The following is a 17976-nucleotide window of genomic DNA, read 5'->3' as shown; positions in this document are numbered from 1 at the left end:
TGTGTGGTGGCAGCTATCTTGCAGGTGTTCGTTGATAAAAGGCGCGGGCGCAACCATTTCTAGGATGGGCCGTTGTCCCGCCGCGAAATCCGCCCCCCTGCAAGCGAGATCCGATGAACCTGTTTGCCGTCTTCAACCGCGATGGCGGTACATTCCGAACCACTGACATGGACGCCTATTGCGCCCGTGCCGTCGAGACGTTCAAGACGGCCGGCCACGAGATCGAGTGCCATGTCGTTTCGGGCAAGGATGTCGTGGCGACCATGGAAAAGGGAGCCTCGACGAAAGGCGTCGAGGGTCTGATCGCCGGCGGCGGCGACGGCACCATCTCGGCGGCCGCCGGCATCGCCTGGAAGAGCGGCATCGCGCTCGGCGTCGTGCCGGCCGGCACCATGAATCTTTTCGCCCGCTCGCTGAAACTGCCGCTCGACATCTGGCTCGCGCTGGATGCGCTGGCAGAGGCGACGCCTGAAAACATCGATATTGCCAGCGCCAACGGCAAGAGTTTCGTGCACCAGTTTTCCGCCGGATTGCATGCGCGCATGGTGCGCTACCGCAATTCGATGACTTTCGCCTCGCGGCTCGGCAAGATACGCGCGAGCACGCGGGCGGCGATCGGCGTCATGTTCAATCCGCCGGAATTCGAGGTGGAGTACAATGCGGAGGGCAAGACCGGGCATCGCAAGGTCTCGGCGATTTCCGTCTCCAACAACGAATTCGGCCGCGATCCGCTGATGTTCGCCGACAGCCTGACCGGCGGCCATCTCGGCTTCTATGTCGCCGACCCGCTGACCCCGGCAGGCGTGGCGAGGCTGACTTTCGACATCCTGCGCGGCCGGTTGAAGGAAAACGCCGCGGTCACCGCAATGACGGTGACCGAACTGGAATTGCATTTTCCGCGCGAACGCCACGACATCCGCTGCGTCATCGACGGCGAGCTGCTGCCGATGGACCGCGACGTGCTTCTGAAAATCCACGCGGGCGAACTGACCGTGCTGGTCAACCATCCGCAGGAGCGCGAAACGCGAGAACGGGACGGCAGCGGCATCTGAGCCAGTTCGCGGCGGTATCCGAACCGTTCCGCCGCCTCTTCAGATGGATGAAACGACCCGATTTCGCCCGAGCGATTTCGCTTCGTATAGATTGACATCGGCCGCTCTGAGGCATTCATGAGGATCGAAGCCCGAAGCGCAGTGGATAACTCCTATGCTGGCCGATACCGGCACACTCGATCGTGAGGCGGAGCGCACATCCAGGCCTTCGATGAGTTCGCGGATATCCTCGCACCACTTCAACATCTCGTCGATGCTCAGGCCGCCTTGAAAGAGAGCGAATTCTTCGCCCCCGAGGCGGCCCGCAATGTTGAATTCCCCGCGATACGTGGCGAGGATCTGCCCGGTGCGGCGAAGGACCTCGTCACCGGTTGCATGACCGTAGCGATCGTTGATCGATTTGAAATGGTCGAGATCCAGGAAGATAAGGGCTCCCGTTAGGCCTTCCCGGCTAAAAGTCTGCAGTTCCTCCATGAAGGTGCTGCGGTTCAACAGCCCGGTCAAGCCGTCCAGGCGGGACTGCCGGTGAAGTTCCTCGTAGGCGGCTGCCAGTTTCGTGAGTGCGTCGGAGGCCATCGCCTCCGCCCGTCGAACTCGCTCTGATTGGCTGAAAAGCACGGCCGAGGCGGGAATGGAGATGGCAAGCGGGCAAACGATGGTCATCACCAGGCCGGCACCGGCTACCTCCCCGCCCAGCATCGGAACGAAGGCAAACGACAGGGCCAGAGAAGCGAGTAGGGACAAAAGTCCGGTCAGGAGTGACTTGGCGATAACAATACGCATCGAAACTGCCGCAAGACTTGAAATAGGCAGCTTCCTTAGGCCCTATGAATTTAAGATAGGTTGAAACATTCGCTTAAACATCGATTGTGTCCGGCCAATGCGTAATCCGGCCACCGCAGATGGCCTGTTTACGATGAGGCAGTGCCGTCGGTCCCTGTGGGCGAGTTGACCGTGCTGGTCAACCAGCCGCAGGAACGGGACGGCAGCGGGGTCCGAGCGAGTTCGCGGCGGCCAATACAACCTTTCGCACGTGGCCGTTCATGCCTCGTTAACTTCAGGACCCTAGTTTCTCAACCATTGATAGAATCATTGGTTGTTCTGGCCATGAAGCGCCCGGCAAATCGCGGTAATGCCCATTAGGGGTGGCGCGTCGCGGACGAGGACCGGCATGACTTCCATCTCCGCAATCGAACCCGCGGCCCTGCTGATCCTTCAGCAGGCAAATGCCCGGCCTGAAGAAACTGACGAAGACAAGGAAAAGAAGGCCGATCTCGTCCAGGTGGCGAACGGCATTACCGGCGAGCCCGCTGAAGAGACGCTGAAGGCCGCCTTTTCGGTCAGCCTCGCTTTCATGGAGTTGGACGCCAAGGGCGAACTGGCCGCCGAGGCCATGAAATTCATCGACTCGGATCAGTTCAAGGTCACCGACCTCACCGTCAAGGAGACTCTGAAGCAGCTGATCTCCGAAAACGGATGGGAATTCATGCAGTTGGTCAAGCAGCAGCAGGAGGCCCATGACGGCGCGATTTCGCGCGAGAACCTCTTCGCGATCGTGCTGCCCCAGATGATCGTCAAGAACCGCGATCGTTTCACCGAGGACGAGATCGAGCTTTCGGTGAAGTTCGAGGACAAGAGCGGCATCATCGTCTTCATTCCGGACAGCAAGGGCAACAGTACCTATCGCGACCTGATGAAAACGATAGATGATGAGAAGATGAACGCTGCCAAGACCGGCGACACGACGGCGCTTGGCGAACTCTACAACGAACTCGGTTCGTACATCGCGGCCTGGAGCGATGCATTCGGCTTCAAGCCGGAAGACAAGCCGCCGACATTCGTCGACGTCAAGGATATTCTCCTCACTTCCTGGATGCCGAAGCCGGCTTTCTAAATCCGCGGCAGATAGGTCTGGTAGTCGAAATCCGAGACCGTGCGCAGGTAGGTGATCGCCTCCTTGCGCTTGGTATCGCCGTAGAGCTTCTGATACCGCGCCCCAAAAACGTCGGCGATGAAGGGCGAGGCGGAAAACTCCTCGACCGCCGTCAGGAAGTCGTGCGTGAGCTTTTTGGTGCCGGCCGGCGGCTCCTTGCCGGGTTCGGTCGCGGGACCTGGATCGAGCGTTTCGTCGAGGCCGAGTAGCATGCCGCCGAGAATGGCGGTGAGTAGCAGATACGGATTGACGTCGGCGCCGGCGACGCGATGTTCGATGCGGGCGGCCGGGCCTTCAGCGTCGGGAATGCGAACCGCCGTGCCGCGATGGCCGAAACCCCAGTCGATATCGACCGGCGCGAACGAGCCCGGCTGGAAGCGGCGGTAGGAATTGGCGAACGGCGCGAAGATCAGCTGCGCGTCGCGCATCGTCTTCAGCATGCCGGCGCAGACGGATTTGAGCCGCACCGGATCCCCGCCCTTCGCGTCCAGAACATTGTTGCCGTCATGGTCGATGATGCTTGCATGAACATGCAGGCCGGAGCCTGCCTGGTCCGCATAGGGTTTGGCCATGCAGGTGGATTTCAGCCCATGCTTTTTCGCTGCCTGTTCGACGATGCGTTTCAGGTAGATGCAGTCGTCTGCCGCCGCCAGCGCATCGGCGCGGTGGAGCAGGTTGATCTCGAACTGGCCGGGGCCGAATTCGGCGGTCGTCGCATCGGCCGGCAATCCTTGCGCCTTCGCCCAGGTCCGCACCGTCTGCAGGTAGGCGTCGAGCGCATCGACGGCGCTCATGTCGTAGAGCTGGAAACCGTTCGGCTGATCGCGATACATCAGCTTTGCCGGCGGGCGCGGCCTGCCGGTCTCGCGCCAGTCGTCCTGCACGACGTAGAATTCAAGCTCGGTCGCCACGACCGGCGTCAGGCCGCGTTCGTCGAAACGCTTGAGAAGGGCGGCGAGGATGGCGCGCGGATCCATGAAGGAAGGGGTGCCGTCGAATTCGTGCATGGTCGAAAGCACCTGCTTCGATCCCTCCGGCGCCCAGGGCATGGCCACGAGGCTGCGGCGGTCGGGAATGCACACACCATCCGGATCGCCGATCGTCAGCGACAGGCCGGTGATGTCGTCGTTGTCGTCACCCCAGATATCCAGCGACTGGGTGGAAGAGGGCAGGCGCACCGTGCCGTCCCAGACCTTCTTTTCGGCCTCGAGCGGGATCTGCTTGCCGCGCAGGTCGCCGTTCATGCCGACGAGCAGGATTTCGATGCGGGGTGGTGCAGTCTCGTCGGTCATTGGGAGCCTTGGAAATGTCTTCTGCAGGGTGTTGCGGAGCCCTGTTCGTAGCCGATAAGAATTGACGGCACAATCTGAGGCAGAGGAGAGACAGTCATGAACGATAGGCCGCCGCTTTCCAATCTCGCCGCTATCGATGCCGCCCATCACCTGCATCCGTTCTCGGACATGAAGCAGCTGAATGCCAAGGGCGCGCGGGTTATCCAGCGTGCCGAGGGCGTCCATATCTACGACTCGACGGGCAAGAAATATCTCGATGCCTTTGCCGGCCTCTGGTGTGTCAATGTCGGTTACGGCCGCAAGTCGATCGCCGATGCCGCCTACAGGCAGATGCAGGAACTGCCCTATTACAATACCTTTTTCGGCACCACGACCGAGCCGGCGGCGCTACTCGCCCAGAAGATCGCCTCGCACACGGGCGAAAAGCTGAAGCGCGTCTTCTTCACCAATTCCGGCTCGGAAGCGACCGATACGTGGTTCCGAATGGCGCGGGTCTACTGGAAGGCGCTCGGCAAGCCGGAAAAGACCTTGGTGATCGCCCGCAGGAACGCCTATCACGGCTCTACCGTCGCCGGCGCCTCGCTCGGCGGCATGAAGCTGATGCACGAACAGGGCAACCTGCCGATCGAGGGCATCCACCACATCGGCCAGCCTTACTGGTATGCCGAGGGCGGCGATCTTTCGCCTGCCGAATTCGGCCTCAAGGTCGCCCGCGAGCTGGAGGCGAAGATCGACGAACTCGGCGAAGAGCGCGTCGCCGCCTTCGTCGCCGAGCCGATCCAGGGGGCAGGGGGCGTCATCATTCCCCCGGAAACCTACTGGCCGGAAATCGCCCGAATCTGCAAGGCGCGCAACATCCTGCTTGTCGCCGACGAGGTGATCTGCGGTTTCGGCCGTCTTGGGCATTGGTTCGGCCATCAATATTACGGCTTCGAACCGGATCTGGCGCCGATCGCCAAGGGCTTGTCCTCAGGCTACCTGCCGATCGGCGGCGTGCTGGTCAGCGACCGCGTCGCCGATGTCATGGTCGAAGAGTTAGGCGATTTCTACCACGGATTCACCTATTCCGGTCACCCGGTCTCAGCCGCCGCAGCTCTCGAAAACATCCGTATCATCGAGGAGGAAGGGCTGGTCGAGCGTGTTCGCGACGATATCGGCCCGTATTTTGCCGCGGCCTGGAAGAGCCTCGAGGACCATGCCGTGGTCGGCCAGGCCGAAAGCGTCGGCCTGATCGGCGGCCTGCAGCTCGCTGCGGATAAATCCACCCGCCGCCGTTACGCCAAGCCCGACGATATCGGCACCCTGGTGCGCAATCACTGCGTCGAAAACGGCCTCATCCTGCGCGCCACCGGGGACCGCATGCTCGCCTCGCCGGCGTTGACGATCAGCCGTTCGGAAGTGGACGAGGTGATCGAGAAGCTGTGCGCCGCGTTGGATCATCTGCGGGACACAGTAAGGGACTGAGCCGCCACCGCGAGTCAATCTCCCCCCTTGCGGGGGAGATGCCCCGGCAGGGGAAGAGGGAGCCTGCCGCCGATCTCTATCTGCCTGGCTCCACCCACGCATACCCGAACGCGACGCTGTCCTGCCCGCCTGAGAAGAGATAGGGCACGGCCCTGGTCGCCGGCACCAGCCCTTCCGCCACAATCCCGTTCGCCTGCAGATAGGGCTTGAGCGCGACCAGCATGTCATCGCTGCCCTGCCAGACGATCAGCCCCGGCTGGTTTCGCTCGGCCTCAGCGAGCACCGGCGTCTGCCCGAAACTCGGCAGCAGCACCCGCGCCTGCGGCAGCTCCAGCCGGGCGCTGGCGGCAAGATAGGGATCGGCGGCGATCACATAACCCGGCCTTGCGCCGGCATGTTCGGCTACGACCTGCTCGATGAATGGCCCGGACGGCAGGTTTTCCTTGGTGTAGTTTCCGAATAGCGGGCCGATGACATTGCCGAGCGCGATATAGACGACGAAGCCGAGCGCCAGGACGGCCACCGGAAACAGCAGCCGCGGAATGCTGCGGCTTGTCTCCGTATTGGCGGCTTCCAACTTGAGGCAAAGATAGAGCGGCAGCAGAACCAGGAAGGGCGACAGCCATTTTTCGCTGATCGTTGTGGCCCCAAAACCGAGCCCGATCAGCCCGACGGCGATCAGGCAGATGACCAGCGTCCGGCCGATCACCCGCGTCCACTGGTTCGTCGCCCTCCACGCATCCACCAGCGACCGCCGGAAGGCAATCAGGAAAAAGGCGAGCACCGGCAGCCCGCCCGTCAATATCGCGACGAAGAGCGTGCCGATGCCGGAAAGCCGGTCGAGAAGGGGGTTGCCGGAGGCATCCTCCCGCATCGCCTTGATCGTCCCGGCCGTCGCTTCGCTCAAATTCCCGAGCACCCAGAGCCCGTGCGGCAGGCAGATCACTGCTGTGACGGCAAGCGCCGGGATCAGCCGCCAGTCGAGAATGCGCTTGCGCATCTCCGGTTCCGGCAGGATGGCGAGGATCGCCGCGACCGGCACGATGACGAAATTGTACTTGGCGATCAGCCCGAAGCCCACCGCGATACCGGTCAGCAGATAGGTCCAGAGGCTCGGCCGCGTCAGCGTCCTGAGGAAACCGTAGAAGAATAGCGAGACGGCAAACAGCGTGGCGAGGGCATGCGTCAGGTCCCGCTGCGCCATGACGCTGACCGCCGGCATGGCGATCACGCCGATCATGGCAATGGCCACCAGCCTCTGGTCCTTCAACAAGACCCGCGCCGCGAGCCCATAGAGCGCGCAAGTAAGGAAAAGCAGCAGGTTCTTGACCAGCGAGAGTGCGAAAACCGACGGGCCGGTCAAGTGCACGACGCCATATTGCAGCCAATTATAGAACGGCGGCTGTCGGCCGTAGCCCATCAGGAAGAACTGCGACTGGTAGAGCTGTTCCGCCTCGTCGCTTTCGAGCGCCTCCGACCGCAGCACCCGAAGGATGATCGCCAGCACATAATAGGCCGCGATCAGCCAAAGGATCAGGTCGGGACGGCGGGCGAGCGCGTCACTGATGCGCCGCATCGCCCTCATAGACTTCCCTGACGATGTAGCTGAGCGAGTTGTCGTCGCGATAATAGGTGCGGGCAATCATTTCGGCGAGGATGCCGGTGGTGATCATCTGCACCGCCGACAGGAACAGCATGACGCCGATGAGGAACAGCGGTCGCGTGCCGATGTCGTTGCCCATCACGAACTTGTCGATGAACAGGTAGAAGAGGATGATCGCCGACAGCGCCCCGAGCCCGAGGCCGAGCGAACCGAAGAAATGGCCCGGCCGCGCCTTGAAGCGCATGAAGAACATCACCGACAGCAGGTCGAGGATCACCCGGAAGGTGCGGGAAATGCCGTATTTCGAAACCCCGTGCTGGCGCGCATGGTGGGTCACCGGCATTTCGCCGATCCGCGAGCTCGGCACCACGCCAGCCACCCAGGCCGGGATGAAGCGGTGCATCTCGCCCATCAGCTGCACCTGCCTGATGACCGTGCCGCGATAGATCTTCAGGGAACAGCCATAGTCGTGCAGGCGCACGCCGGTGATGCGGCCGATCAGCCGGTTGGCGATGAAGGAGGGGATCTTGCGCAGCAGCAACCCGTCCTGGCGGTTCTTGCGCCAGCCGACGAGAAGGTCCAGCTCGCGCCGTTCCAGCTCGGCGACCATGCCGGGAATATCCTTGGGGTCGTTCTGCAGGTCGCCGTCGAGCGTGGCGATCAACCGGCCTTCCGCCTGGTTGATGCCGGCCTGCATGGCGGCCGTCTGGCCGAAATTGCGCTGCAGCGCAACGATCTTGAGGTCGAGGCCCGGCCGGTTGAGCGCCTCGCGGGCATTGGCGATCGTCGCATCGGTGCTGCCGTCATCGACCAGAATGAGTTCCCAGGTCGTGGCGTAACCGTCCATCGCCGCGCAGATCCGCTCGATCAGCGGGCGCACGCTTTCTTCTTCGTTGAAGAGGGGCACGACGAGGGACAGTTCGATCGGCTCGGCCGTCTCGATGCGGCTGGTCACCGACTCTGCTGTTGTACGCACCTTGCGTTTCTCCTAAACCACGGGCTTGAAACGGCGCGCCCTGATGGCGGCAAAACCCGAAATATCACATGGGGCACCCTACTATATGAAGAATTCTCCGGTTGCCAGTCGCCGGGCGTGGATAATTCGCCACGCAATGACGCTTGGAACGGTGGCGATCATCCTCGTCTATGCCGCCTTCATCCAAGGGGTCTGGGGCTGGCAGAGCGTCGTGTCGCTGTGGAGCGATGCCGGCTGGGGTTCGGCCGCGATCGCGCTGGCACTGCTGCTCGGCACCTATGTCCTGCGCACTTGGCGCATCTACGACTATTTCCCGGCCGAGACAGGTGGCCGTTTCGGCACGCTGCTGAGGCTCGTCCAGGTCCATAACCTGTTGAATATCATGCTGCCCTTCCGCACCGGCGAGGCAAGCTTTCCGCTGTTGATGAAGCGCGAATTCGGCCTCGGTGTCGCCCGCGGTACCGCGGCGCTGTTGGTCATGCGGCTCTTCGACCTGCACGCGCTGCTCGCTGCCGCTGGCACGGGGCTGGCGCTGCAGACGGGAAAACCCTGGGCCTGGGCGCTCTGGCTCGCCTTCCTCATCCTGCCGGCTATTGCCTTTGCGCTGCGCAAACACGCCTTCCGTCTTGCGGCCAAGGCCCTGCCGAACAAGGCGAAAAAATTGCTCGACGAGGTCGAAGCCGGCCTGCCGCTCGATGCAAAGGCCTTCGCCCGCGCCTGGGGTGCGACGCTGATCAACTGGTTCACCAAGATCGCCGTGCTTGCCTGGGTTCTCGGCCTTTTGGGTGACCTCTCGATCGCCGCAAGCTTCGGCGGCGCGCTCGGCGGCGAGCTCTCCTCCGTCCTGCCGGTCCACGCCCCCGCCGGCGTCGGCACCTATCCCGCCGGCATCACCGCCGGCGCCATCGCGTTCGGCGCCGGCACGGCCGGGTTGCCGCTGGAGGAACTCGGCCAGGCGGCCGTCAATACGCATCTCCTGGTGATCGTCTCCTCGCTGGCGGGGACGGCGCTGTCATTGCTGATGGCGAAGCGGGGTTGAGTCGGGCCGAAATGTATCTTTCGGTCCAGAAGCTTTTGCTTCACGGCAACTTTTCTAAAGCAAAAAAATATCAGCCCTAAAGCCCCTAAAAATAGAGGGTTGTATTCTCCATAAGCTTTCGGCACGAAAAGCGTGTATTTGGAGAGTATGTTTATGTTTACTAAAGTATACGGCGATACGAGTTTTATTACCGGAATGCGGGCCTTCGCCGCTCTTGCAGTCATCATGATTCACACCGGCGGCGCCGGCTTTAGGGAATTGGGTGAAATTGGAAAAAACTTCGCCAATTTTGGCGCAGCAGGTGTCTTCGTCTTCTTCGTCATTTCGGGTTTCAGTGTCGCGTTGTCTTACGAGGCATCGAGTAGTTACCGAAGCTATCTGAGCAAGCGGCTCTGGAGAATCGCGCCCCTTTATTACTTTTGGCTGGGTTCATCGATCTTGCTCGGGACCACCTCGCTCTACTGGCAACAACAGTTTTCCGCGCCGGTCGATACCTACAATGTCGCCATGCACCTGGCCTTCCTCAGCTTCCTCGATTTTCGTATCGCCAGCACAATTATAGGCGTTGAATGGTCGATCCCGATCGAGGTTTTCTGGTATCTGGCCGTCCCACTCATGTTGAAATTGTCTGGAAGCACGAAACAGCTTTCTGCCTTGATCGCTATCTCGCTGATCGCCCACATGATTTCTGCAAGGGCGCCGGTTCTATTTCCGTCCATCGGAGCAAACGCACCACTCGCCATTCAGTGGAGCCCATTTCCCTATGCGCTTTGCTATGCGCTCGGCATCGCCGTCTACCGTGCTCGGACATATATCCGCCATTCGGATGCGATCGGGAATCTGGCTTTCCTGATCTCGGCGGCGCTGGTCGTGGCGTATGTGTGTGCGCCACGCGTGTTTGCAAGGATATTTTTCGACGAGTTGGTATTCACGTCTCTGCTTACAGCAGTGCTTTTGTTGCTTGGCTCCGCCAAGAGCCGCATGTTCACTCTCGTCTTCGGCAACCGTTTGGCCCAGTTCCTGGGTATCGTCAGCTACGGGCTATATCTGGCGCACATGCCGCTGTTGGATCTGCTGACGCGGTATGGCGGGGTCTGGATGCAGAATCCGACGTTGAAGTTCCTGCTGGTCAGCCTGTGCGCGACGGTTGTCTCCGCGATGACCTATTACGGGTTCGAAAAGAGGTTTGTTACTTTTGGGAAAAACATTGCAAGGCGCTTCTCGTCTTCCGCGGTGCTTTCCGAAATTCGGACCTGAGGCCGGGAGAGTCCACGCTCGATCCTGCCGCGCTCTACTGAAACGCCGTCTCGTAGAAGCTTCTCAGCTTCCGTGAGTGCAGCGTCTCGATCGGCATGGCCGCGAGCTTCTGCACGGCGCGGATGCCGATCTGCAGGTGTTGGCTGACCTGGGTGCGGTAGAACGCCGTCGCCATGCCCGGCAGTTTCAGCTCGCCGTGCAGCGGCCGGTCGGAGACGCAGAGCAGCGTTCCATAGGGGACGCGGAAGCGAAAACCATTGGCGGCGATCGTTGCCGATTCCATGTCCAGCGCGATGGCGCGCGACTGGGAGAGCCGCTTCACCGGCCCGCGCTGGTCGCGCAGTTCCCAGTTGCGGTTGTCGATCGTCGCCACCGTCCCGGTGCGCATGATCCGCTTCAGTTCGAAACCCTGGTAGCCGGTGACTTCCTCGACAGCGCTTTCCAGCGCCTGCTGCACTTCGGCGAGCGCCGGGATCGGGATCCACACCGGCAGGTCGTCGTCGAGCACGTGGTCCTCGCGCACATAGGCATGCGCCAGCACGTAGTCGCCGAGCCGCTGGCTGTTGCGCAGGCCGGCGCAATGGCCGACCATCAGCCAGGCATGCGGGCGCAGCACGGCGATATGGTCGGTGATCGTCTTGGCGTTCGAAGGTCCGACGCCGATATTGACGAGCGTAATGCCCGCATGGCCTTTCTTCTTCAGGTGATAAGCCGGCATCTGCGGCATGCGGACAAGGGCCGGCGTTTCGGGCTTGTCGTTGCCGGCAAGCGTCACCGCGTTGCCGGGTTCCACGAAAGCTGTATAGCCATCGCCGCCCCTGGCCATCATCTCGCGCGCCCAGGCGGCGAATTCGTCGATGTAGAACTGATAGTTCGTGAACAGCACGAAGTTCTGGAAATGATCCGCGCTGGTCGCCGTATAGTGGCTGAGACGGGCGAGCGAATAGTCGATGCGCTGCGCGGTGAACGGTGCAAGCGGCGCCGGCTCGCCGGGCACCTGGTCGTATTCGCCATTGGCGATCAGGTCGTCGGTATTGTTGAGATCCGGCGTGTCGAACAGATCGCGCAGCGAAATGTCGGCGAGCGAACTGGTCGCGGATGCTTCCACATGCGCCCCTTCGCCGAAGGCAAAATGCAGCGGGATCGGCGTCGTCGATTCGGAGATCGTTACCGGAACGCTGTGATTGCGCATCAACAGACCGAGCTGTTCCTTGAGGTAATGCCGGAACAGTTTTGGCCGGGTTATGGTCGTCGTATAGACGCCCGGCGACGACACGTGGCCGTAGGAGAGGCGCGTGTCGGCGTGACCGAAGGAGGTCGTCTCCATGCTCACCTGCGGGTAGCAGGCGCGGTAGCGGCCGGTCACGGCAGCGCCGTCGGCAAGCGCCCCGAACGCGTCGATCAGGAACTTCGTGTTGCGCTCGTAGAGCTCGGTCAGAGCATCGACCGCCTCGACCGGATTGTCGAAGGCGCGCGGCTCAACCGGGCTCGGGCTGATAAAGGAAAGCGGGGTCAGGGAAAAGATTCGTGTGTTCATGCGCTATTATAGTGGGAACTCAATAACAATCAAACGACGTGAAAAGACTCCCACCGATTGATCACATGAACTTTTCAAAGTGCTGCGACGCAGTTCGGCGTGGCGGGGTGATAGCAGGGCACCGCCGTTCCGAGATGCACGCGCAGATCGTTGCGCGCCGGAGCAACCACCAGCGCGCTGAAGATGAATGCGAAAATGGTCATGATCAGCATTACGATTGTCAGGCGACGCGCAAGGACGGTCATGGTTCTCTCCCCAAAGCCAATGACGGCAGAATAAAGGCGCAGGGCTGAATGTGTGCTGAGAGAGAACTTCATCTGAGGTTCAGAATGATTAAAATTTGAGGCTTCATGCCTGCCGCGTCGACCATGTCAACGCAAAAACAAAGCCGGCCCCGAGGGGCCGGCTCCTGTTCGCAAAGGTTTGAGGGCCTGAGCGATGCCGCCACATCTGGCGTGCGACCGATGCGGCGGCGGTGTCTTGAAGCAACTGCTTATTGGGGGCGGGAAACGCCGTTATAGTAGTCGCCATCATCCTGGGAATTGTCGATGTCCGTATCGGCTCCAATATTGTTTATCGATGGGGTGATCGGAGCAACGATGCTGCCGGTGGACATGCGATCGACGGAAGTATCGTCGAGGTTCGGTGAATCACCCTGGCGCTGCGGCGCAACTGTCATATCGTAATTCTGGGCAGCGGCAGTGCTCGCATACCCCGCAGAAGCGATGAGGGCAGCGGCAATGGTGGAGGTCAGAGAGATTTTCATATCCTGTCCTTTTCAGTTCTTTTTCAGTTCTATTGTGCGAAACGACGTCGCGTCATCTCGCAAACATAGAAATCGCCTGGGCCAGGGATCGTTCCAAAGATTGCCGGTAAGAAACGCGAATTTGGAAAAATCCAAACATCAGGCCCGGCATCGAAATTCAACCGTCCTGCCCGATCGCTGCCCAAGTTGTCGAAAATTTCGCGCAGACGCAGTCTTGTGATTGATTCGCAAAACGGCTTCACTTAATGTTGATGAGGTTAACCGGTTTCAGAGTCTGGTTAACCGTACACCGGAAAGACGATTGCGACCCGTCTTTCTGATTGGTGTCTTGAATGAACTGCGAATACCAGCCGCTCACGCGGCTGGTATTTCTGTTTCAGCAATCGGATCGTCCTGGATGCGGGCTGCCGCCGTCGATAACGGAGTTCGATTGCCGATCCTTATCATGCCGGTTAGTTCGGGCGGTTTGCGCCTTCATAATAGTCGCCATGACCGAGGTTCGGTGTGCCGTCGAAGTACTGGCTGGACTGATTGTTGGAGCCAGCGGCATGCGCGATCGAGCCGGTATAACCGTAGCTGACACCGGGGTGCTGGGCCTGCTTCTGGAAACCGGCAGGATGCTGGATTCCGGCCGACGGAGGCGTAGCGCCTTCGTAGTAGTCGCCGGTAGCCATCGCAGCGCCGGCGAACGAGGCGGAAGCGATCAAGGTGGCTGCAATTGTGGAAGCGATCTTGCTCATTGTCTTAATCCTCAGAGTGTTGTCCACGGCCCAAAGTTTGCGACCTGGCCTGCAGACGGTTGTTTGGGTGGTTCGGATGAACCGTGCTTTCGCAAGCCGCCCGATTAGTTCGGGCGGTTTGCGCCTGCGTAGTAATCGCCGTCGTCGACGGAAGTCGGGACCTGGTTGGCGGTCTGTTGATCCCGAGCAATGCTGCCGGTCTGGACGTTGTCTACGGTAGAGGAAGCCTTGGAGGCACCTTCAAAGTATTCGCCTTCGGCAGCGAGGGCGACGGAGGTGAACGAAGCCGAAGCGATGAAGGCTGCGGCGATAGCGGAAGTGATCCTGGTCATTGTGGTAGTCCCTTCAGAGTGTTCCCGCGGCACTTGGTTTGCGACCTGGCCTGCGGAGATTGTTTCGGTGTCTTGAATGAGCTGCGATTAGTTCGGGCGGTTTACGCCGTCGTAGTAGTCGCCGCGGCTGATCGGAGCCGGGACCTGATTGGCGTTCTGGTCCTTGGCAATGCTGCCGGTCTGAACATGATCGACGGTAGCGGAAGCCTTGGAGGCGCCTTCATAGTAGTCGCCGTCAGCGAGGGCGACGGAAGCGAAGGAAGCCGAAGCGATGAGGGCAGCGGCGATTGCGGAAGTGATCCTGGTCATTGTGGTAGTCCCTTCAGAGTGTTCCCGCGGCACTTGGTTTGCGACCTTGCCTGCGGAGATTGTTTCGGTGTCTTGAATGAGCTGCGATTAGTTCGGGCGAACTGCGCCTTCGTAATAGTCGCCGCGGTTCGGGGTGACCGTGCCGTCGAACGACTGGTTCGAACCCTGGGCGTTGGAGACCGAGCCCGTGTAGCCGTAGCTGAGCGAACCCTGGGCCTTCTGGTGCTGGGCAGGAACCTGCTGGCCAGCGGAGGACCGTACGGCACCGTCATAATATTCGCCTTCGGCAGCGAGGGCGACGGAGGTGAACGAAGCCGAAGCGATGAAGGCTGCGGCGATAGCGGAAGTGATCTTGGTCATTGGGGTAGTCCTTTCAGAGTGTTCCGCGGCTTTGAGTTTGCGACCTGGCCTGCGGAGATTGTTTCGGTGTCTTGAATGAGCTGCGATTAGTTCGGGCGGTTTGCGCCTTCGTAGTAGTCGCCGCGGCTGATCGGAGCCGGGACCTGATTGGCGTTCTGGTCCTTGGCAATGCTGCCGGTCTGAACATGATCGACGGTAGCGGAAGCCTTGGAGGCGCCTTCATAGTAGTCGCCGTCAGCGAGGGCGACGGAAGCGAAGGAAGCCGAAGCGATGAGGGCAGCGGCGATTGCGGAAGTGATCTTGGTCATTGTCTTTATCCTCGGGTTATGTTCGGTTCGGTCTTGGGTTCGAACCGGAGTGAATTTCTGTTTGCGATGCTGATATCGGACCGATCGGTTCGATCCGAAAGCCCCCCATTTCGACGACTGCTGTCAACGAAACGTTGACAACGGAAATCGACCTTCAAAAATACTCGTAAAAAGTGCTGAGCATGCTAATTTTTTGCGATGTGCCACAAATAAACCGATTAAGTTACGGTTTTGTAAGATAAAAAACAAACAAAAACAAATGGATGTGCGGGTTGGAAAGAATTTGCACCATTTGCGTGCAGATTCCGGCCAATCAAGGCCTTTTTATGGCTTTTGTGTGGCGTAAATCGTGTGCAAGGGGTATGCAAGCTTTTCACAAAACTGTGACATCGAAAATTCCGCGGAATTCTGCGGTCAAAACCGATGCCATTTCCGTGATCACATTGCCTTTTCTTGGTGCGACGCAGCAAAAGATTCAGGCAGTTCTTGACGTCGCGAAACGACAAATGGTCGCGCTCTTGCCGGCGCGACCATCTCTGCACTCCTTATATAGGGAAATATCGGAGGCTCCGCTCTAGAGGCGCGTCCAGGTCTGCGACTTGCAAAGGATGGCAAGGACGCAGCCCTTCATCTTGAGCGAATTGCCGCTGACCGAACCGGAACCGCTATAGGTCTTGTCGTCTGCCGGGTCGGTGATCTCGCCGCTATATTCGCCGTCCTTGCCGGAGAGCTTGCCGATCTGCTTGCCCGAATGCTTGCCGGTCTTCAGCGTCACGCAATAGGCGGTGCCGCATTTGCCGATCACGGCGGTCTCGCCGCTGGCGGTCTTCCAATTGCCTTCGATCGGCTCGGCGGCCTGGGCTCCAGTCGCGGCAAGTGCCAGTGCGGCAACAAGCATCAGTCTGCGCATCATGATTGTTTTCCTCCTTGCTTCCGCCGCCAGGCCTTCTGAAGCAATGGCGGCGCGGTTTCCTCCAATTCGCACCCCTCTGCGCGAACTTGGCTCGAAATTTATCTTACCCACACGTAAAGGTAAATATCGGACTGGCTGGAAATGGCGGAATTCCGGTACCGGGTGAGGCCAAGTTTTCCACAGGCTCATCGATGCGACCCGGATTCGTGGTTAGCGTTCAGTTTAAATCCTTTTCTAAATTTTTCGTAAAAATCTCCGCAAATTCCTTAAAATGCAAGGCATCCCATGTTTAACAAAAGTTCAAGTTTACGAAGCGTTTGAACTTTGTTTTCGTTGAATTAATCATGCTTTTTAGGCGTCTTTTGGAAGGTTTGGCCCATAGTGAAGTCATCAAACGAGCGGGAAAAACCGCCGGCCGGAAGGATCGAAACAGCCGCTTGAAGACGGTGATCCGGACGGAGCCCGAAAGGGCAAAAAACAGGGCAGACGACGAACAACAGGCTTTAACAGGGATCAAACCGATGGCACGCTTTGAAATGAACAATTCCGGAATGGCCACCATGGGTGGCGAGACCCGCGCCGACACTTTCTGCGAAATGGGTCTGATGTATGCGACCGGCCGTGGTTGCGACGTCGATCTCGTTTCCGCTCATAAATGGCTCAACATCGCCGCTATCAAGGGCTCCGACCGCGCCGCCGAGCTGCGCGCCGACCTGGCGCAGACGATGAGCAAGATGCAGTTGGCCGCGGCCCTGCGCGCCGCTCGCGAATGGATGACCATGCACTGAGCTCCAAGGAGCGCCGTGGTCGACGAATTGACCGGCCCCGCAAGAGGGCCGGCGGGAGAACAGTCTAAAAAACATCCACCCAAAAGGGGATCGGGAGACAAGGCGGTCGGATCCGGACGGGGGCGACGCCTGACATCGAGACCGCGACCGGCAGGAACAAGGCCGGCGCGGTCGTTTTCTTTTGCTTCAGAGAGCCTTCAGCACCTTCGGCAGCGCTTCTTCGAAGAGCGCCATGTCCGATTCCGGGCCCGTGCTCACGCGAATGCAGCGGTTGAGCGGCGCGACACCCGGCATGCGGATGAAAACCCCGTGCTCCATCAGTCCGTCGACGATCGAACGCGCATAGGCGCCGTCATGACCGCAATCGATCGCCACGAAATTGGTGGCGGAGGCAAGAGGCTTCAGCCCGTTGCTTTGCGCGATCGCGGCGATCCGTTCCCGCGAGGCCTTGATCTGCCCGATCACCTGGCCGAGATAGGCCTGGTCTTTCAGCGCCGCGAGTGCCGAGGCGACGCCGATCCGGTTCATGCCGAAATGATTGCGGATCTTGTCGAAGGCCTCGGCCGTGCCGGGCGTCGAGATCGCATAACCGACCCGCGAGCCGGCCATGCCGTAGGCCTTCGAGAAGGTGCGGGTGCGGATGATGTTCGGCCGGTCGATCAGGGCGGAGATATCAGGCGTCGCGCCGGCCGGTCCGGTTTCGCAATAGGCCTCGTCTAGAATCATCAGGCAGGTTTCCGGCAGCGCCCTGGCAAACGCGACGATGTTGTCGGCATCCCACCAGCTTCCCATCGGATTGTCGGGATTGGCGAAATAGACGAGCGGTGCGTTTTCGCGGCGGACGGCTTCCATTAGTCCGTCGAGATGCTCGCGGTCGTCGACATAAGGCACCGTCACCAGCCGGCCGCCATGGCCCGCCACATGGAAGTTGAAGGTCGGATAGGCGCCGAAGGAGGTGACGACCGGCATGCCGGGCTCGATCACCATCCGCACGATCAGCCCGAGCAAGCTGTCTATGCCTTCGCCGACGGCAATATTGTCGGCCTGACAGCCCAGATGCGCCGCGAGCGCCTGCTTGAGCTCGAAATTTTCCGGATCCGCATATTTCCAGGTGCTGGTTGCCGCAGCACCGATCGCCTCGATGACGGAAGGCGCCGGTCCGAAACCGTTTTCATTGGCCCCGATGCGCGCCTTCACCATGAGGCCGCGATTGCGCTCGATGGCTTCGGGGCCGACGAAGGGGACGCTGGCGGGAAGGGCGCTGATCAGGGGTGTGAAGCGCGAGAATGCAGGCATGGATTGAGTTC

At 60.3% G+C, this 17976-nt stretch carries 20 protein-coding genes; 6 read left to right on the top strand and 14 right to left on the bottom strand.

Features of this window, described 5'->3' with window-relative positions:
- Positions 1-113: 113 nt before the first annotated feature.
- Positions 114-1052 (top strand): diacylglycerol kinase family protein, encoded by a 939-nt coding sequence (locus PMI07_RS32285; protein WP_024164364.1) that lies wholly within the window; start codon positions 114-116, stop codon positions 1050-1052.
- 39 nt (positions 1053-1091) lie between these two features.
- Here the strand turns inward: PMI07_RS32285 and PMI07_RS32280 are convergent, their stop codons facing one another.
- On the bottom strand, positions 1092-1835 hold the full coding sequence (locus tag PMI07_RS32280) for a GGDEF domain-containing protein (RefSeq protein ID WP_007763662.1): 744 nt from the start codon (positions 1833-1835) through the stop codon (positions 1092-1094).
- A gap of 388 nt (positions 1836-2223) precedes the next feature.
- Between PMI07_RS32280 and PMI07_RS32275 the strand changes: the two genes are divergently transcribed.
- Positions 2224-2946 carry a hypothetical protein gene (locus PMI07_RS32275; protein WP_007763663.1) on the top strand — a complete coding sequence of 241 codons (723 nt, stop codon included), beginning with the start codon at positions 2224-2226 and terminating at the stop codon, positions 2944-2946.
- Here PMI07_RS32275 and PMI07_RS32270 read toward each other — a convergent pair.
- Complete coding sequence (locus PMI07_RS32270) at positions 2943-4277, bottom strand: glutamine synthetase family protein (RefSeq protein ID WP_024164363.1); 1335 nt, start codon at positions 4275-4277, stop codon at positions 2943-2945. The genes PMI07_RS32275 and PMI07_RS32270 overlap by 4 nt on opposite strands.
- Before the next feature lie 96 nt (positions 4278-4373).
- Between PMI07_RS32270 and PMI07_RS32265 the strand changes: the two genes are divergently transcribed.
- Complete coding sequence (locus PMI07_RS32265; protein ID WP_024164362.1) at positions 4374-5741, top strand: aspartate aminotransferase family protein; 1368 nt, start codon at positions 4374-4376, stop codon at positions 5739-5741.
- A gap of 76 nt (positions 5742-5817) precedes the next feature.
- Here the strand turns inward: PMI07_RS32265 and PMI07_RS32260 are convergent, their stop codons facing one another.
- Together PMI07_RS32260 and PMI07_RS32255 are read right to left on the bottom strand one after the other, a co-directional pair.
- The gene (locus tag PMI07_RS32260; protein WP_051484299.1) at positions 5818-7317 is read right to left on the bottom strand and encodes a glycosyltransferase family 39 protein; all 1500 of its coding nucleotides are present in this window, start codon (positions 7315-7317) and stop codon (positions 5818-5820) included.
- The gene (locus PMI07_RS32255) at positions 7301-8320 is read right to left on the bottom strand and encodes a glycosyltransferase family 2 protein (RefSeq protein WP_007765527.1); all 1020 of its coding nucleotides are present in this window, start codon (positions 8318-8320) and stop codon (positions 7301-7303) included. Before PMI07_RS32255 ends, PMI07_RS32260 begins: the two co-directional genes overlap by 17 nt.
- Positions 8321-8405: 85 nt before the next feature.
- On the opposite strand from PMI07_RS32255, the gene PMI07_RS32250 reads away from it, so the two are divergent.
- Positions 8406-9359 carry a lysylphosphatidylglycerol synthase transmembrane domain-containing protein gene (locus PMI07_RS32250; protein WP_037088781.1) on the top strand — a complete coding sequence of 318 codons (954 nt, stop codon included), beginning with the start codon at positions 8406-8408 and terminating at the stop codon, positions 9357-9359.
- A gap of 153 nt (positions 9360-9512) precedes the next feature.
- Positions 9513-10616 (top strand): acyltransferase, encoded by a 1104-nt coding sequence (locus PMI07_RS32245; protein WP_007765532.1) that lies wholly within the window; start codon positions 9513-9515, stop codon positions 10614-10616.
- A gap of 34 nt (positions 10617-10650) precedes the next feature.
- On the opposite strand, the gene amn is transcribed toward PMI07_RS32245, so the two are convergent.
- The 9 genes from amn to PMI07_RS32205 form a co-directional block, all read right to left on the bottom strand.
- Entirely contained in the window at positions 10651-12153 is a 1503-nt protein-coding gene (amn, locus tag PMI07_RS32240) for an AMP nucleosidase (RefSeq protein ID WP_007765548.1), read from the bottom strand.
- 74 nt (positions 12154-12227) lie between these two features.
- Complete coding sequence (locus PMI07_RS35225) at positions 12228-12398, bottom strand: hypothetical protein (RefSeq protein WP_007765554.1); 171 nt, start codon at positions 12396-12398, stop codon at positions 12228-12230.
- A 248-nt stretch (positions 12399-12646) separates the two neighbouring features.
- The gene (locus PMI07_RS32235) at positions 12647-12919 is read right to left on the bottom strand and encodes a hypothetical protein (protein WP_007765556.1); all 273 of its coding nucleotides are present in this window, start codon (positions 12917-12919) and stop codon (positions 12647-12649) included.
- A gap of 452 nt (positions 12920-13371) precedes the next feature.
- Positions 13372-13659, bottom strand: coding sequence for a hypothetical protein (locus PMI07_RS32230; protein ID WP_007765559.1), 288 nt, complete (start codon positions 13657-13659; stop codon positions 13372-13374).
- Positions 13660-13763: 104 nt separating this feature from the next.
- Entirely contained in the window at positions 13764-13991 is a 228-nt protein-coding gene (locus PMI07_RS32225) for a hypothetical protein (RefSeq protein ID WP_024164360.1), read from the bottom strand.
- Positions 13992-14078: 87 nt separating this feature from the next.
- Positions 14079-14300 carry a hypothetical protein gene (locus PMI07_RS32220; RefSeq protein WP_024164359.1) on the bottom strand — a complete coding sequence of 74 codons (222 nt, stop codon included), beginning with the start codon at positions 14298-14300 and terminating at the stop codon, positions 14079-14081.
- An 87-nt stretch (positions 14301-14387) separates the two neighbouring features.
- Positions 14388-14660, bottom strand: coding sequence for a hypothetical protein (locus tag PMI07_RS32215; RefSeq protein ID WP_024164358.1), 273 nt, complete (start codon positions 14658-14660; stop codon positions 14388-14390).
- 86 nt (positions 14661-14746) lie between these two features.
- Entirely contained in the window at positions 14747-14968 is a 222-nt protein-coding gene (locus tag PMI07_RS32210; RefSeq protein WP_024164357.1) for a hypothetical protein, read from the bottom strand.
- Between the two features lie 574 nt (positions 14969-15542).
- Entirely contained in the window at positions 15543-15878 is a 336-nt protein-coding gene (locus tag PMI07_RS32205) for a DUF2147 domain-containing protein (RefSeq protein WP_037088860.1), read from the bottom strand.
- 524 nt (positions 15879-16402) lie between these two features.
- Between PMI07_RS32205 and PMI07_RS32200 the strand changes: the two genes are divergently transcribed.
- Positions 16403-16669: a sel1 repeat family protein gene (locus PMI07_RS32200; RefSeq protein WP_007758903.1), complete on the top strand. Its 267-nt coding sequence runs from the start codon at positions 16403-16405 to the stop codon at positions 16667-16669.
- A 186-nt stretch (positions 16670-16855) separates the two neighbouring features.
- Here the strand turns inward: PMI07_RS32200 and PMI07_RS32195 are convergent, their stop codons facing one another.
- The gene (locus tag PMI07_RS32195) at positions 16856-17965 is read right to left on the bottom strand and encodes a pyridoxal phosphate-dependent aminotransferase (protein WP_007758906.1); all 1110 of its coding nucleotides are present in this window, start codon (positions 17963-17965) and stop codon (positions 16856-16858) included.
- Positions 17966-17976 lie beyond the last annotated feature (11 nt).

The organism is Rhizobium sp. CF080 (assembly GCF_000282095.2).
Lineage (GTDB): Bacteria > Pseudomonadota > Alphaproteobacteria > Rhizobiales > Rhizobiaceae > Neorhizobium.
This window is presented reverse-complemented; position numbering and strand designations above follow the sequence as displayed.

Bases quoted from the DNA above. Each gene is read 5' to 3' on its own strand.
- PMI07_RS32285 (WP_024164364.1), top strand. From the start codon at position 114: ATGAACCTGTTTGCCGTCTTCAACCGCGATGGCGGTACATTCCGAACC.
- PMI07_RS32280 (WP_007763662.1), bottom strand. From the start codon at position 1,835: ATGCGTATTGTTATCGCCAAGTCACTCCTGACCGGACTTTTGTCCCTA.
- PMI07_RS32275 (WP_007763663.1), top strand. From the start codon at position 2,224: ATGACTTCCATCTCCGCAATCGAACCCGCGGCCCTGCTGATCCTTCAG.
- PMI07_RS32270 (WP_024164363.1), bottom strand. From the start codon at position 4,277: ATGACCGACGAGACTGCACCACCCCGCATCGAAATCCTGCTCGTCGGC.
- PMI07_RS32265 (WP_024164362.1), top strand. From the start codon at position 4,374: ATGAACGATAGGCCGCCGCTTTCCAATCTCGCCGCTATCGATGCCGCC.
- PMI07_RS32260 (WP_051484299.1), bottom strand. From the start codon at position 7,317: ATGCGGCGCATCAGTGACGCGCTCGCCCGCCGTCCCGACCTGATCCTT.
- PMI07_RS32250 (WP_037088781.1), top strand. From the start codon at position 8,406: ATGAAGAATTCTCCGGTTGCCAGTCGCCGGGCGTGGATAATTCGCCAC.
- PMI07_RS32245 (WP_007765532.1), top strand. From the start codon at position 9,513: ATGTTTACTAAAGTATACGGCGATACGAGTTTTATTACCGGAATGCGG.
- amn (WP_007765548.1), bottom strand. From the start codon at position 12,153: ATGAACACACGAATCTTTTCCCTGACCCCGCTTTCCTTTATCAGCCCG.
- PMI07_RS35225 (WP_007765554.1), bottom strand. From the start codon at position 12,398: ATGACCGTCCTTGCGCGTCGCCTGACAATCGTAATGCTGATCATGACC.
- PMI07_RS32235 (WP_007765556.1), bottom strand. From the start codon at position 12,919: ATGAAAATCTCTCTGACCTCCACCATTGCCGCTGCCCTCATCGCTTCT.
- PMI07_RS32230 (WP_007765559.1), bottom strand. From the start codon at position 13,659: ATGAGCAAGATCGCTTCCACAATTGCAGCCACCTTGATCGCTTCCGCC.
- PMI07_RS32225 (WP_024164360.1), bottom strand. From the start codon at position 13,991: ATGACCAGGATCACTTCCGCTATCGCCGCAGCCTTCATCGCTTCGGCT.
- PMI07_RS32220 (WP_024164359.1), bottom strand. From the start codon at position 14,300: ATGACCAGGATCACTTCCGCAATCGCCGCTGCCCTCATCGCTTCGGCT.
- PMI07_RS32215 (WP_024164358.1), bottom strand. From the start codon at position 14,660: ATGACCAAGATCACTTCCGCTATCGCCGCAGCCTTCATCGCTTCGGCT.
- PMI07_RS32210 (WP_024164357.1), bottom strand. From the start codon at position 14,968: ATGACCAAGATCACTTCCGCAATCGCCGCTGCCCTCATCGCTTCGGCT.
- PMI07_RS32205 (WP_037088860.1), bottom strand. From the start codon at position 15,878: ATGCGCAGACTGATGCTTGTTGCCGCACTGGCACTTGCCGCGACTGGA.
- PMI07_RS32200 (WP_007758903.1), top strand. From the start codon at position 16,403: ATGGCACGCTTTGAAATGAACAATTCCGGAATGGCCACCATGGGTGGC.
- PMI07_RS32195 (WP_007758906.1), bottom strand. From the start codon at position 17,965: ATGCCTGCATTCTCGCGCTTCACACCCCTGATCAGCGCCCTTCCCGCC.